This is a genomic window from Agrobacterium sp. 20P9.1.2 (genome assembly GCF_057799395.1).
This window is the reverse complement of record NZ_JBYOKI010000006.1, coordinates 335,741-350,215: the sequence shown is the minus strand read 5'-3', so window position 1 is coordinate 350,215 and position 14,475 is coordinate 335,741. Positions and strand designations below refer to the sequence as shown.

General features: G+C 58.5%; 13 protein-coding genes. 8 read left to right on the top strand and 5 right to left on the bottom strand.

What is annotated here, in order from left to right:
* Positions 1–210 precede the first annotated feature (210 nt).
* From lhpI to AC27VJ_RS18400, 4 genes are all read left to right on the top strand, one after another.
* Entirely contained in the window at positions 211–1,158 is a 948-nt protein-coding gene (lhpI, locus tag AC27VJ_RS18415) for a bifunctional Delta(1)-pyrroline-2-carboxylate/Delta(1)-piperideine-2-carboxylate reductase (RefSeq protein ID WP_488685233.1), read from the top strand.
* A gap of 13 nt (positions 1,159–1,171) precedes the next feature.
* Positions 1,172–3,649 (top strand): ATP-dependent helicase HrpB, encoded by a 2,478-nt coding sequence (gene hrpB, locus AC27VJ_RS18410; protein ID WP_488685232.1) that lies wholly within the window; start codon positions 1,172–1,174, stop codon positions 3,647–3,649.
* 73 nt (positions 3,650–3,722) lie between these two features.
* The gene (locus AC27VJ_RS18405) at positions 3,723–5,030 is read left to right on the top strand and encodes an ActS/PrrB/RegB family redox-sensitive histidine kinase (protein ID WP_488685231.1); all 1,308 of its coding nucleotides are present in this window, start codon (positions 3,723–3,725) and stop codon (positions 5,028–5,030) included.
* A gap of 63 nt (positions 5,031–5,093) precedes the next feature.
* Complete coding sequence (locus AC27VJ_RS18400; protein ID WP_488685230.1) at positions 5,094–5,684, top strand: ActR/PrrA/RegA family redox response regulator transcription factor; 591 nt, start codon at positions 5,094–5,096, stop codon at positions 5,682–5,684.
* Between the two features lie 3 nt (positions 5,685–5,687).
* Here AC27VJ_RS18400 and AC27VJ_RS18395 read toward each other — a convergent pair whose 3' ends face one another.
* Positions 5,688–6,173, bottom strand: coding sequence for an MmcB family DNA repair protein (locus AC27VJ_RS18395; protein ID WP_113087340.1), 486 nt, complete (start codon positions 6,171–6,173; stop codon positions 5,688–5,690).
* 184 nt (positions 6,174–6,357) lie between these two features.
* Here AC27VJ_RS18395 and AC27VJ_RS18390 point away from each other — a divergent pair, with 184 nt between their 5' ends.
* Positions 6,358–7,041, top strand: coding sequence for a L,D-transpeptidase (locus AC27VJ_RS18390; protein ID WP_488685229.1), 684 nt, complete (start codon positions 6,358–6,360; stop codon positions 7,039–7,041).
* Positions 7,042–7,157: 116 nt separating this feature from the next.
* Here the strand turns inward: AC27VJ_RS18390 and AC27VJ_RS18385 are convergent, their stop codons facing one another.
* The 4 genes from AC27VJ_RS18385 to hslV all read right to left on the bottom strand — a co-directional run bounded on the left by AC27VJ_RS18385 (position 7,158) and on the right by hslV (position 12,458).
* Positions 7,158–9,314, bottom strand: coding sequence for a malate synthase G (locus AC27VJ_RS18385; RefSeq protein WP_488685228.1), 2,157 nt, complete (start codon positions 9,312–9,314; stop codon positions 7,158–7,160).
* Positions 9,315–9,441: 127 nt separating this feature from the next.
* Positions 9,442–10,398, bottom strand: a complete 957-nt coding sequence (locus tag AC27VJ_RS18380) for a DUF1402 family protein (protein ID WP_488685227.1) — start codon at positions 10,396–10,398, stop codon at positions 9,442–9,444.
* Positions 10,399–10,547: 149 nt separating this feature from the next.
* On the bottom strand, positions 10,548–11,855 hold the full coding sequence (gene hslU, locus AC27VJ_RS18375; protein WP_488685225.1) for an ATP-dependent protease ATPase subunit HslU: 1,308 nt from the start codon (positions 11,853–11,855) through the stop codon (positions 10,548–10,550).
* A gap of 78 nt (positions 11,856–11,933) precedes the next feature.
* Positions 11,934–12,458, bottom strand: a complete 525-nt coding sequence (hslV, locus tag AC27VJ_RS18370) for an ATP-dependent protease subunit HslV (protein ID WP_113087343.1) — start codon at positions 12,456–12,458, stop codon at positions 11,934–11,936.
* 199 nt (positions 12,459–12,657) lie between these two features.
* On the opposite strand from hslV, the gene hisB reads away from it, so the two are divergent.
* The 3 genes from hisB (at position 12,658) to hisH (ending at position 14,475) form a co-directional block, all read left to right on the top strand.
* On the top strand, positions 12,658–13,254 hold the full coding sequence (hisB, locus tag AC27VJ_RS18365; RefSeq protein ID WP_113087344.1) for an imidazoleglycerol-phosphate dehydratase HisB: 597 nt from the start codon (positions 12,658–12,660) through the stop codon (positions 13,252–13,254).
* 76 nt (positions 13,255–13,330) lie between these two features.
* Positions 13,331–13,822 (top strand): DUF2628 domain-containing protein, encoded by a 492-nt coding sequence (locus tag AC27VJ_RS18360; protein ID WP_488685224.1) that lies wholly within the window; start codon positions 13,331–13,333, stop codon positions 13,820–13,822.
* A 2-nt stretch (positions 13,823–13,824) separates the two neighbouring features.
* Entirely contained in the window at positions 13,825–14,475 is a 651-nt protein-coding gene (hisH, locus tag AC27VJ_RS18355; protein ID WP_488685223.1) for an imidazole glycerol phosphate synthase subunit HisH, read from the top strand.

Genomic DNA, 14,475 nt, shown 5'->3' with positions numbered 1-14,475 from the left:
CACACCCGAAACAAGTCAACAGCACACTTTGAAGAAATTACAGAAAAGTTATAAGTGATTGAGATATTGGGGTTATTTCGTATTTCAGGGGAAAATTGCGTTCTGACGCTCTATAAAGCAACCATTTTCCAAACCATCTGACCGCCCCAGCTTCACCAGACAATGCGACCTTGCTAAGGTCACTCCCAATCATCAAAACGGGAGTTTGTCATGCTGGTTCTCAACCAAGAAGAAACACGTCGCGCCCTTCCATGGCCCGCTCTTATCGATGCCATAGAAAGCATGTTTAAGAGTGGCTGCGTGATGCCGGTGCGGCACCATCATGATGTAGAAGTGCCGGGAGAGAGTGCCGCGACGTTGTTGATGATGCCTGCCTGGGTGCCCGGCTCCTACATGGGTGTCAAGATCCTGTCTGTCTTCCCTGATAACAGCCTGCGGTCGCTCCCCGCCATTTTCGGCACCTATCTCCTTTCTTCCGGCAGGACTGGTGAAATGCTGGCAGCAATCGAAGGTGGGGAGCTGACGGCGCGGCGCACAGCGGCGACTTCGGCGCTGGCTGCGAAATATCTTGCCCGTAAGGATGCGTCTTCCATGTTGATGGTAGGAACTGGACGTCTGTCGCTGAACCTGATGCAGGCTCATGCCACGATGCGCCCGCTGACGTCCTTCCATATATGGGGACGCAATTCCGGCGCGGCTGATAAGGCTGCAGAAGAGGCACGCCAGCTCGGCTTCAATGCCAAGGCCTGCACCGATCTGGAGCAAGCCGCGGGCGCCGCTGATATCATCTCCTGTGCGACGCTTTCGGAACAGCCCTTGATTAAAGGGGAATGGCTGAAGCCTGGCGCGCATCTCGATCTGGTCGGCGCCTTCAAACCGTCCATGCGGGAAAGCGACGACGTGGCGGTCAAGCGTGCCACGCTCTATGTCGATACGTTCGATGGCGCGCTGAAAGAGGGTGGCGATATCGTGCAGCCGCTTGAAGCGGGCATCATTACACGCGGCGATCTTCGCGCGGAGCTTTCCGATCTTGTATCGGGGCGCTATCAGGGGCGCAGCGGTGACGACGAAATCACGCTGTTCAAATCCGTGGGCGCTGCGCTGGAAGATCTGGCGGGTGCAATACTCGCTTATGAGAGCGTCAAGGCAAAGAACTGAATTCGTGAGTGGCATGACACAGACTGAAGCGCGAGCGCTGCCAACCCTGCCCGTGAGCGACGTGCTTGCCGAGATCGGTGAGGCGTTGAGAGAGCGCGGTCAGGCGGTGCTTTCCGCGCCGCCGGGTGCGGGCAAGACGACGCTGGTGCCGCTTTATCTGCTGGATCAGCCTTGGCGCGGGGATGGCAAGATCATTCTGCTCGAACCCCGCAGGCTTGCGGCACGCGCGGCCGCCAGCCGCATGGCATTCTTGCTGGGGGAAACGGTCGGCGAGACTGTGGGCTATCGTATGCGGCTGGATAACCGCATCTCGGCGAAAACCCGGATCGAGGTAGTGACGGAGGGTGTCTTTGCCCGGATGGTTCTGGATGACCCGGAATTGCGGGGCGTGTCTGCCGTCATTTTCGATGAGTTTCACGAACGGTCTCTCGATGGTGATTTCGGTCTTGCATTGGCTCTGGATGTTCAGGCAGGCCTTCGCGAAGACCTGCGCATTCTCGTCATGTCGGCCACGCTGGATGTCGAGAGGATCAGTGCATTGCTGACGAACGCGCCTGTCATCAAAAGTCTGGGCCGCAGTTTTCCCATCGATGTGAGTTATGATGAGCGCACAGGACAGGAGCGGATAGAAGACAGGGTTGCAAGGGCCATTATAGAGGCTCACGGCTCTGAAAGCGGGTCGATCCTTGCCTTCCTGCCCGGCCAGGGTGAGATTACGCGCACGGTGGAGCGTCTGGACGGTCGGTTTGGGCCGGAGACGAGCGTCATCCCGCTTTACGGCAATCTTTCCCAGAAGGAACAGGATGCGGCAATCAAGCCGACGGAGGCGGGCAGACGCAAGATCGTGCTGGCCACCTCGATTGCCGAGACTTCCATCACCATCGATGGCGTGCGGGTGGTTATCGACAGCGGTTTGCAGCGGCTTCCGGTGTTCGAGCCATCCACCGGCATGACGCGGCTAGAAACGGTCAAGGTGTCCCGCGCCTCGGCGGATCAGCGTGCGGGACGCGCCGGGCGAACCGAGCCGGGTATCGCAATCCGCCTGTGGCATGCAGGCCAGACGGCAGCGCTGCCCGCGTTTACGCCGCCACAGATTTTGGCGAGCGACCTTTCCGGCCTCGCGCTCGATCTCGCCCATTGGGGTGTGAGCGATCCCGCTTCACTTGCCTTTCTGGACCAACCGCCGGAAACCGCGCTTCGCGAAGCCCGCAGTCTGCTGGTGAGCCTTGGCGCCTTGGATCAAACCGGCGCGATCACACCACGCGGTAAAAAAATGCGGGAATTGGCGATGCCCCCTCGCCTGTCGGCCATGGTCATTGCTGCGCAGGAGGCCGGGCATGGCCATGATGCGGCGATGCTGGCGGTGCTTTTGACCGAACAGGGACTTGGCGGCAGCGATATCGATCTGGAGGAAAGGCTTCGCCGCTTCCGACAGGAAAAAGGCGAACGCGCCACCGCGGCCAAGGGCCTGGCGAAACGGATCGCCTCATCCGGCGGAGTGGCGAAAAGTGCGTCTAGTGACCCCATAACTGCGGGAGAGCTTTTGCTACATGCCTATCCTGACCGCATTGCCTTTCAGCGTGGTGGACGCGGGCGCTATGTCATGGCGAATGGGCGCGGTGCGGAACTTGCAGAGACAGAGCCTCTAGCGACCGAGAAAATGCTCGTCGTCGCCGACGTGACCGGACGCGCCGCGCAGCCGCGCATTCTGGCGGCGGCCTCGATACGGCGAGAAGACGTGGAAGAGCATTTGCCGGACGCCATTCGAAAAGAAGATCAGCTGTTTTTCGATAAGGCCAGCGGTCAGGTTCGCGCCCGTCGTGTTACCCGCATCGGTGCGATTGTGCTGGAGGAGACGCCGCTTGGAAAACCGAGTGGAGAGAAAGCAGCACAGGCTCTTGCCAATGGCATTCGCGAATATGGACTGAACATTCTTGCCTTCTCGAAGGACGCGCAGCAATTGCGACAGCGTCTGGGCTTCCTGCATCGGACCATTGGCGATCCCTGGCCGGATACGAGCAATGAAGCGCTCGTTGCGCGGCTGGATGAATGGTTCGTGCCGTTCCAGCATGATGCCAAGAGCATTCAGGATGTCCGATCCGGCGGCATCATGGACGGACTTCTGTCGCTGGTTCCCCATTCGGCCCAGCGGGACCTGTCCAAATTGCTGCCCACGCATTTCGAAGCGCCGACCGGGCAGAAGCATCCCATCAGCTATGACGGTGAGGAACCGACGCTGACCATTCGTGTGCAGGAGCTTTTTGGCCTGAAACAGCACCCGGCGGTGGCGGGCGGCAAATTGCCACTGCTGCTGGAATTGACCTCGCCTGCGCACAGGCCGATACAGACGACACGGGATTTGCCGGGTTTCTGGGCAGGCTCGTGGAAAGATGTACGTGCGGATATGCGCGGACGCTATCCGCGGCACCCCTGGCCGGAGGATCCCGCTTCGGCACAACCGACCAACCGCGTCAAACCACGCGGAACATAGTTGTTATTTTCGCATGTCCTTATCGCAGAACGCTGCGCGGTTTTGCGAGACATGTTTGAAAGGAGATGGGCGGATGGCAGCCCAGCCAGAAGAGAACACGCGGCTTGGCCGTGCCAGCCGTCACATTCGCCTGCAAACCATTGTCTGGCTGCGCTGGCTGGCGGTGGTGGGGCAGAGCGCGACGATCCTGATCGTTGCGTTCGGGCTGAACTTTCCCTTGCCGCTCCTGACCTGCGCGGTGCTGATCGGTGCGCTTGCGGTTGCCAATCTGTTTCTGTCGGCACGTTTTCCGGCTACCTATCGTCTGGAACCCTGGGAAGCAACGCTTCTTCTTGCCTTCGATCTGCTGCAACTGACGGCCCTCATCTATATCACCGGTGGGCTTTCCAACCCCTTTGCACCGCTGATCTGCGTGCAGGTCATCATTGCTTTTGCCTCGCAGCCGATGAAACATTCCCTGATGCTGCTGCTCTTCGCGTTGGTCTGCGTCACCGCCATTGCGTTTTCGCCCTTTCCAGTTCCTTGGTATCCCGGCGAGACATTGCCTATCCAGCTCATCATCCATGTCGGCATCTGGTGCTCTATCGTCGCCATGATGCTGTTTGCCGCCTTTTATGCTTATCGCGTTTCGCATGAGGCAAACCAGTTGGCGGATGCTCTGGCGGCAACCGAACTGGTGCTGGAACGCGAAAAACATCTGTCGCAGCTCGACGGACTTGCGGCGGCAGCGGCGCATGAACTCGGCACACCGCTGGCCACCATCAGCGTTGTGGCGAAGGAAATGGAGCGGGAACTTGGCAAGGACGAGCGTTTCGGCGAAGACGTGGCGCTGTTGCGTAGCCAGAGCGAACGTTGCCGCGATATTCTTCGCCGGCTGACCTCCCTCTCTGCCGATGGCGAAGAGCATTTGCGCAGGCTTCCGCTATCGTCCCTCATTGAAGAGGTCATGGCCCCGCATCGTGAATTCGGCATCAAGCTTCGTCTGGTCGAAAAAAGCAGCCGTAGCGGAGAGCCTGTGGGTGCACGCAATGCCGGGATCATCTACGGCCTTGGCAATCTTCTCGAAAACGCTGTCGATTATGCCCGAGAGTCAGTCACCGTGACCTCAGCCTATGACGCCCAGCAGGTGAAGGTCGTGATCGAAGACGATGGCCAGGGCTATGCGCCGGATATTCTGGCGCGGATCGGCGAGCCCTATGTCACAAAACGCCAGAATGAAACCCGCGCGGGCGGACTGGGTCTGGGGCTTTTCATCGCCAAAACGCTGCTGGAACGCTCCGGCGCATCGCTGACCTTCGAGAACCGTGGACCAGATGCCGCAGGGGCAAGAGTGACGGTTGTCTGGCCACGCGCGATTATGGACGATAAGATGGGCCAGTGACTTTGTGACGCTGGCAGGCGTAATAAGGTCTACATCGAATAAAGACTGCCGGAGACCGCTGGGATGAGTGACGACAAACAGGAAGACAGAGCCGAGGCTGTGGCACCAGAGGGTGTCGACCCAATCGGGCCGGACACGTCGCTTCTCATTGTCGATGATGATGGCCCGTTTCTGCGCCGCCTTGCGCGCGCCATGGAAACCCGTGGCTTTACGGTCGATACCGCCGAGTCTGTCAGCGAAGGCATCGCGAAATCCAAGCTGGCGCCACCCAAATATGCCGTGGTGGATCTGCGGCTGGGAGACGGCAACGGCCTGGAAGTCATTGAAGCCATCCGTCAGCATCGTGACGATACGCAGATCGTGGTGCTGACCGGTTACGGCAATATCGCAACGGCTGTGACGGCGGTGAAGCTGGGTGCGCTGGATTATCTGGCCAAGCCTGCCGACGCGGATGACGTGTTCAACGCCCTCACCCAGCGCGAAGGCGACAAGATGGACCTCCCGGAAAACCCGATGTCGGCAGACCGGGTGCGGTGGGAGCATATTCAGCGCGTGTATGAAATGTGCGAGCGCAATGTTTCCGAGACGGCCCGTCGCCTCAACATGCACCGGCGCACCTTGCAGCGCATCTTGGCGAAGCGCGCGCCGAAGTAATCGTCAGTCGGAATAATCCTTGCCCGTAGACCATTCGGCCATCAACAGACGCCGGGCGGCGGTCCGGGAGAAATCGAGCATCAGCGATTTGCGGGTCGCTGGTGGCAATTTATGCTCCGGTGCTTCGCGCAGCATATGCGCGCCGTAGCCATCGGACACGAACAGTCCACAATCCTCCGGAAAGATATCGAGCGGCACGCCATTATGGGTGGCGAAGAACAGGCGGTCGCAATGCTGGCGATAATCCGGCCATTTGCGATCCACGCGAAAGTCCTCAATGGAAGATTTGATTTCGATGATCCATATCTCGCCCTTGACCGACAGGCTGATCAAGTCTGCCCGTCTGCCGCTGGAAAGCGGTAGTTCCGGCAGCACCGAATGACGCATTTCATTCAGCAATATCTGCACGCCGCGGCGTACCAGCATCGCGTTTTCAGATTGGCGTCCGTCGATTAACGGATTGTTGTTGACGATTGAAAGAATAGTCATGGATAAATCCGGGGGAACGGTCCCTTCTCATGTTGCAAAAAGGCCATCAAGCCGCAATTTCGCGCGTCATATTCTCTTGCTGCGGTGCAACGGCTTGCCAATTCAAGATTAATCGAAAATAACCCATCTATTCAATAGAGCATCATGCATCGCCTGAAATGGCGATATTTCCCGCGAGAACACTATGCGCCTTCGCACTTTTTTGACTGCCTTCGGTCTGTCGTCGGTACTTGCTTTGGGCGGTTGCGCCTCGACATCGACCCCGACTACGCCTGCTACCGCCGCTGCCCCTGCCTATGTTGAAACGACTCAGATCTTCGGCGACGAAGTCTATGGCGCAACGACCGATGCGGGTTACGCCCTGCCAGCTATCCCGATCAACCGCGTGGACAAGCGTTTCCACCGCCAGATCGTGAGCTACGAGACGCCGGAAAAGCCAGGCACCGTCATCGTCAACACGCGCGAGCGCTTCCTTTATTACATCCTGCCAGGCGGCAAGGCCGTGCGTTATGGCATCGGCGTCGGCAAGCAGGGCTTTGCATGGGCTGGTGAAGCCTATGTGGCCTGGAAGCAGGAATGGCCCATGTGGCACCCGCCAAAAGAAATGGCTGAGCGCAAGCCTGATGTCGCCCGTTACGTCGAGAACGGCATGGGTCCAGGCCTCACCAACCCGCTTGGTGCGCGCGCCATGTATCTCTTCAACGAAAAAGGTCAGGATACCCTCTTCCGTATTCACGGTTCGCCGGAATGGGCCTCCATCGGCACCGCCGCTTCGTCTGGCTGCATCCGCATGATCAACCAGGACGTTATCGACCTCTACAGCCGCATCCGTCCAGGCCGCAGCTCCAAGGTCATCGTGATCCAGTAAGATCACCCATCCATCAAATGAAAAGCCGCCGTGGACTTTCCCGGCGGCTTTTTTGTTTGCAAATGTCTCGGAACCGTCATCCCGCACGTGATGCAGGATGACGGAGGTCTAATTCCTTACGACGCCTGCTTTGCCTTCAACTCCAGACGGCGGCGGTGCAAGACCGGTTCGGTGTAACCGTTGGGCTGCGCCCTGCCCTCAAGCACCAGTTCGACGGCGGCCTGGAAGGCGATGGAGTTTTCGAAGTTTCCGGCCATGGGCGTGTAGGCGGCGTCGCCTGCATTCTGGCCATCCACGACGGCTGCCATGCGCCTCATCGTCTCGATAATCTGCTCTCTTGACACCACACCGTGGCGCAGCCAGTTCGCCATATGCTGGGCGGAGATGCGCAACGTTGCGCGGTCTTCCATCAGGCCGATATTGTTGATGTCAGGCACCTTCGAGCAGCCGACGCCCTGATCGACCCAGCGTACGACGTAGCCCAGAATGCCCTGTGCATTGTTGTCCAACTCGCGCTGGATGTCCTCGGCACTCCAGTTGGGGCGAACGGCGACCGGTACGGAGAGGATATCCGAGAGTTTGGCGCGTTCGCGTGTCTTCAGCCCGCTCTGAACCGATGCGACATCAACGCTGTGGTAATGCGTGGCGTGAAGCGTCGCCGCCGTTGGTGACGGAACCCAGGCGGTGTTGGCACCGGCTTTCGGGTGGGCGATCTTCTGCTCCAGCATCGCCGCCATCAGGTCTGGCATGGCCCACATGCCCTTGCCGATCTGGGCATGGCCGGACAGGCCGCATTCCAGACCGATATCGACATTCCAGTTTTCATAAGCCGCGATCCATGCAGCCTGCTTCATGTCGCCCTTGCGAATCATCGGGCCTGCTTCCATCGATGTGTGGATTTCATCGCCAGTGCGATCAAGGAAGCCGGTATTGATGAAGACCACACGATCCTTGGCGGCGCGAATGCATTCCTTAAGGTTGATGGTCGTGCGACGCTCCTCGTCCATGATGCCCATCTTGATCGTATTGGGTGCCATGCCGATCAGCTTTTCGACGCGACTGAAAATCTCCGAGGCGAAGGCCACTTCTTCAGGCCCATGCATCTTCGGCTTCACTACATACATAGAACCGGCGCGCGAATTCTGGCGGCGACCATTGGGGCCGACATCGTAAAGCGCGATCAGGCCTGTCACGACCGCATCCATGATGCCTTCGGGGATTTCCCGCCCATCGCGGTCGAGGATCGCCGGATTGGTCATGAGGTGGCCGACATTGCGGACCAGCATCAACGAGCGACCCGGAAGCGTGAGCGCCGAACCATCCGGGGCGGTATAATTGCGGTCGGCATTCAGACGGCGGGTGAAGGTTTTCCCGCCCTTGGCAACCTCCTCCGTCAGATCGCCGCGCATCAGGCCGAGCCAGTTGCGGTAAGCAACGACCTTATCGTCAGCGTCGACAGCCGCGACGGAATCCTCGCAATCCATGATCGTCGTCAGTGCCGATTCGAGGATGACATCGGAAATGCCTGCCGCATCGCCTGCGCCGATATCGGTCGATCTATCGATGACGATTTCGACGTGGAGGCCGTTCTTGGTCAGAAGGATGGAGGACGGTGCGGATGCCTCGCCTTCGTAGCCGGCGAACTGGGCGGGATCGGCCAGGCGGCCCGAACCGACTTCCAGCAAGCCATCAAGGATATTGAAACCGGAGACATCGGCCCAGCTTCCATTCGCCAGCGGTGTGGAGCGATCGAGAAACTCCCGCGCCCAGGCGATAACCTTTGCGCCACGCTTGGGATTGTAGCCCTTGCCCTTCTCGGCACCATCCTCTTCCGAAATCGCATCGGTGCCGTAGAGCGCGTCATAGAGCGAACCCCAGCGGGCATTGGCGGCGTTCAGCGCATAACGCGCATTCATGACCGGCACGACAAGCTGCGGGCCTGCGAGGCGGGCAATCTCCGGATCGACATTTGCCGTATTGACCTTGAAGGCATCGCCTTCCGGCAGGAGATAGCCGATATCACGCAGGAAGGTCTCATAGACGGCAATATCAACCGGTGCGCCATTGTCGCGATACCACGCGTCCAGCTTTTCCTGAAAACCATCGCGTTTTTGCAGCAGTTCCCGGTTTTTCGGCGCAAGTGCGTGAACGATCTGAGAAAAGCCCGCGAAGAACGCCTCGGCCTCAACACCGGTTTCCGGCAGAACCTCGTCTTTCAGAAAATGATAAAGCGTTTCATCAATCGAAAGACCGTGCTGTTCAATGCGGCTCACCTTGGTAACTCCCTTGTCGATTATCTTAACCGCAAGAGTGGACGTTCAAAGCCCGTCTCGTCAATCACAAGCGACTGCCAAAGATTTTTTCTTTTTTGGAAACAATCGAAAAGACCTGTTCCAAAGATCAGAGGAGCTTCTGAAGCTCTGGTAGCTTCTCATTGACCAGCCAGCCGTAATAATTCTCTTCCGGCCACACGGGTGAGCCACCGCTCTGACGGTTCTTCTGGGCGAGAACCGCGGCGCGCTGCTGCGATCCACCGAGATTGTAGAGCGTCGAGGTCAGGCCCGGGTTTTTCGAAATATCCATATCGGCAATCGATTTGTAATCATCGATGGATTTGCGGATGGCCGCCGCCATATAGGCCAGCGAACGATCCGGGTCCATGATGGCCGTATAAACTGCTGCTGCATCGTTCTCATCCAGCTTCTCGTAACCGGAGACGCGGGCGACCATGTCCGACAGCATCAGCGCCGTCAGCGGGTTGATCTGGCCGAGGCCAAAGGTCTGGCCCGCATAAAAGGGCTGGAAGAACACGGCACTGAAGCGATTGTCTGGGTAGCTGACGCCATCGACCTTCTTGCCGCGGAAACTATCGTCCCAGACATCTTCCCGGCAGGTCCAGAGGCTGGCGGAATCGCGCTTGGCCTCGCATTTGGCAAATTGGGAATGGGTCAGAAACTGGGCAATGCTTTCGTCCTTGTAGCCGAAACGGAAACTGTTTCCGGCATAGGATGCGGCTTTGACGTAATAGGATTGCAGCCGGTCATAGGCATCCACATTATAGGTGTGCTCGCCGACGATGGCGCCGACCATGTGGATCGGATCGATGCCATATCGGCTTGCCGTGGATTTGATCTTGGCAATCAGCTGCTTGTCGCTGGACAGCAGATCGAAAACTTTCTGGTATTTCCGGTCGAAGGTGGAGTTGGACCCTTTGGTGCGCCGCGCCGAAGATCCCGGAACGCCCGGCTGTTCGGCATTGCGGTTGCCGGGCGGCACCACCGTTGCAGCGTCCGCAAAAGATTGCGAGACCGCGCCAAAGACCATGATAGCGGCCAATGCCAGAAGAGTTTTACGCACGAGCGGATGCCTTTTTCTCGGCCGGTGCGGTCACCGGACCATTTCTTTCAAGAGCCGTTAACGCTTTCATTAGCGAAAAGCGTGGCCAGATGTCGAGAGAAGGCAAGTAAAATAAGAGTGCGGCAAGATTTGCCGCACTCCAGAATATTTTAGAGAATGTAACGCGACAGGTCCGTATCGGCAGCGATATCGCCAACATGTTGCTTGACGTAGTCCCGATCGATCTTCACCGCCGTACCGCTGCGGTCAGGCGCATTGAAGGAGATTTCGTCCAGCACCCGCTCCATCACGGTCTGCAAACGACGCGCGCCGATATTTTCGACGGATGAGTTGAGATGCACCGCGACATCGGCCAGAGCGTCGATGGCGTCATCGGTGAATTCGAGGTTCAACTCTTCCGTTGCCATCAGCGCGATATACTGGCGGATGAGGCTCGCTTCGGTTTCCGTCAGAATGCGGCGGAAATCTTCTTTGGTCAGTGGCTTCAATTCCACGCGGATGGGCAGACGGCCCTGAAGTTCCGGCAAGAGATCCGATGGCTTGGACACATGGAACGCGCCGGACGCGATGAAGAGAATATGGTCGGTTTTGACCGGCCCATATTTGGTCGAAACCGTCGTGCCTTCCACCAGCGGCAGCAAATCGCGCTGCACGCCTTCGCGCGACACACCGGCACCCATACCGCCATCACGCGCAGCGATCTTGTCGATTTCGTCCAGAAAGACGATGCCGTCATTTTCAACCGACTTCACCGCTTCGCGCTGGATGAGTTCATTGTCCAGCAGCTTGTCGGATTCGTCGCGAATCAGGTCAGCATAGGATTTCTCGACGGATGTGCGGACCTTCTTGGTGCGCCCGCCCATGGCCTTGCCGAACATGTCGGAAAGATTGAGAACGCCGATATTGGCCCCAGGCATGCCGGGAATTTCAAAGCCGGGCATGCCGGAGCCCGTATCGGCAACCTCGATATCGATTTCCTTCTTGTCCAGCTCACCATCCCGCAGCTTCTTGCGAAAGCTGTCGCGGGTCGCTGGGGAAGACGTGGGGCCGACAAGTGCGTCCAGCACGCGCTCTTCCGCGCTGGCATGCGCCTTTGCCTGCACTTCCACACGCTTCTTTTCGCGGATGAGGCCGATGCCGATTTCCACGAGGTCACGGATGATCTGTTCGACATCGCGACCGACATAACCGACTTCGGTAAACTTGGTGGCTTCGACCTTGATGAAAGGCGCACCGGCGAGCTTCGCCAGACGACGGGAAATTTCTGTCTTGCCGACACCGGTCGGCCCGATCATCAGGATGTTTTTCGGCATGACCTCGTCACGCAGGCTGTCATCCAGCTGCTGGCGACGCCAGCGGTTGCGCAGCGCAATCGCCACGGCACGCTTGGCATCATGCTGGCCGATGATGTGACGGTCCAGTTCCGAGACAATCTCGCGGGGAGAAAAAGTCGTCATTTCATTCCTTTCGGCGTTTCCGTTTCGGCCAGCCGCCTTGGCCCGGCCCACGGAACCCATCAGTTTCAAAGGCGCAGCTTACTCTGCGTCGAGCGTTTCAATCACGAGATTATGGTTGGTATAGACGCAGATATCGGCAGCGATATCGAGCGCCTGACGCGCGACCTCTTCCGCAGACTTTTCCGAATCCATCAGCGCGCGGGCTGCGGCGAACGCATAGTTGCCGCCAGAGCCGATGGCGATGGCGCCATGTTCGGGCTCCAGAACGTCACCATTGCCGGTAATGGCCAGCGTAATCGACTTGTCGGCCACCAGCATCATGGCTTCGAGATTGCGCAGATATTTGTCGGTGCGCCAATCCTTGGCGAGCTCGACGGCTGCGCGCATCAGCTGACCGGGATATTGCTCCAGCTTCTTTTCGAGACGGTCGAGCAGCGTAAAAGCGTCAGCCGTGGCACCGGCAAAACCGGCGATCACTTCGCCTTTGCCGATGCGGCGCACCTTGCGGGCGTTGCCCTTCATCACCGTCTGGCCGAGGCTGACCTGACCGTCACCGGCCATGACGACCTTGCCGCCCTTTCTCACAGTAATAATCGTTGTCATCAAACACCTGTTTGCCCTTGGGAGGGCGTTACGCGGACCGCCCCTGCGATCCTGTTCGAAGTCTATGTAAGTCCCGTTTTTGCGATTGCAAATCCGCGAGCGCCTCTGCACCGGGGTGCGATGCGGCAAGGCAATGTAATGGCTGGATATTTGGCGGCTGTGCTGATAAGGAACGCCAATATTGATACGGAGCAGCCAGATGGCAGAGCGTAGAGCTGAGATTTCCCGCAAAACGAATGAAACAGACGTTTCCGTGCGCGTGAACATCGATGGGACAGGCAAGTCGAAGATTTCCACCGGCGTGGGCTTCTTCGATCATATGCTGGACCAGCTCAGCCGCCATTCGCTGATCGACATGGAAATCGATGTGAAGGGTGACCTGCATATCGATGACCACCACACCGTTGAAGATACCGGCATTGCCATCGGTCAGGCGATATCCAAGGCGCTGGGCGACCGTCGCGGTATCACGCGTTATGCCTCGCTCGACCTTGCCATGGACGAAACCATGACCAAGGCCGCCGTCGATATTTCCGGTCGTCCGTTTCTGGTCTGGAATGTTGCGTTCTCCGCACCCAAGATCGGCACTTTCGACACCGAACTGGTGCGCGAATTCTTTCAGGCCCTGTCTCAGAATGCCGGCATTACCCTGCATATTCTGAACCATTATGGTGCCAACAACCACCATATTGCCGAAACCTGCTTCAAGGCGGTTGCCCGCGTTCTGCGCACGGCAACCGAGATCGATCCACGTCAGGCAGATCGCGTTCCCTCGACAAAGGGCATGCTGGCCTGAGCTAGATGAAATCGTCATGGTGGTGTCGAGGCGATTGCCCTCATAACCGTCGCCGTGACCATTGTCAGGAAAGCCGATGACATCTTATCTGGTTCTGGAAGCACCCGGCGGTCCGGATCGCGATCATCGCTCGACGCGGTTTATCGCTGATCGCTTTTCCTGGCTTGCGCTTCTGTTTCCCTGGGTGTGGTTTGCCGTTCAGCGCCTGTGGTGGGTCGCCATCGGCATCGTGATCTTCCAGGTGGCGGCCAGTCAGGTTTCGGGACTCGACGGCTTTGCGGTGACCGGCGCGCTGTTTGCGCTTGCTGCTGGTCTGATAGCCGGATTCGAAGGCCGCAACATCGTTGTTCGACATCTTGTCGCAAAAGGATGGGCGCTGAAGGATGTCGTCACAGCACCTGATCTGGCGACCGCCGAAGACATGTATTTTTCCAACCTGCCGGATGATGACATCGCGCAGGCCAACACAATTCCGCAGCCGGACTGGAAACAGGACCGCAAGAACAGCGGTTATCACCTGAACGACCCCGCAGGTTCGTTTCAGTTCGATTTGAATGGAAGGCGCTGAGTATGCGTGTGGCAATTATCGATTACGGCTCGGGCAATCTTCGCTCCGCAACCAAGGCATTCGAGCGCGCTGCGCGAGAAGCCGGTATCGATGCGACCATCGATCTGACCGACAGGCCGGAGAACGTCGCCTCTGCAGACCGCATCGTTCTGCCGGGAGTGGGTGCCTATGCGGATTGCCGGGCGGGCCTCGATGCCGTCTCAGGCATGCACGAGGCGTTGATCGAAGCCGTCGAAAACAAGGCGCGCCCCTTCATCGGCATCTGTGTCGGCATGCAGCTCATGTCCTCGCGCGGTCTGGAAAAGACGACGAGTGAAGGCTTAGGCTGGATCGAGGGCGACGTGGTGGAGATGACGCCGTCCGATCCCAGCTTGAAAATCCCGCAGATCGGCTGGAACACGCTGGAACTGCATCGCCCTCACCCGCTTTTCGATGGCATCAAGACCGGCACGGACGGGCTGCACGCCTATTTCGTCCATTCCTATCATCTTGCGGCAAAGCACGCCGAAGACGTGATCGCCACCACCAGTTATGGTGGCGCGATGACGGCCTTCGTCGGTCGCGACAACAAGGTCGGCGCGCAGTTCCACCCGGAAAAAAGCCAGACACTCGGCCTTGCCCTGATTTCGAATTTCCTGCGCTGGAAGCCCTGA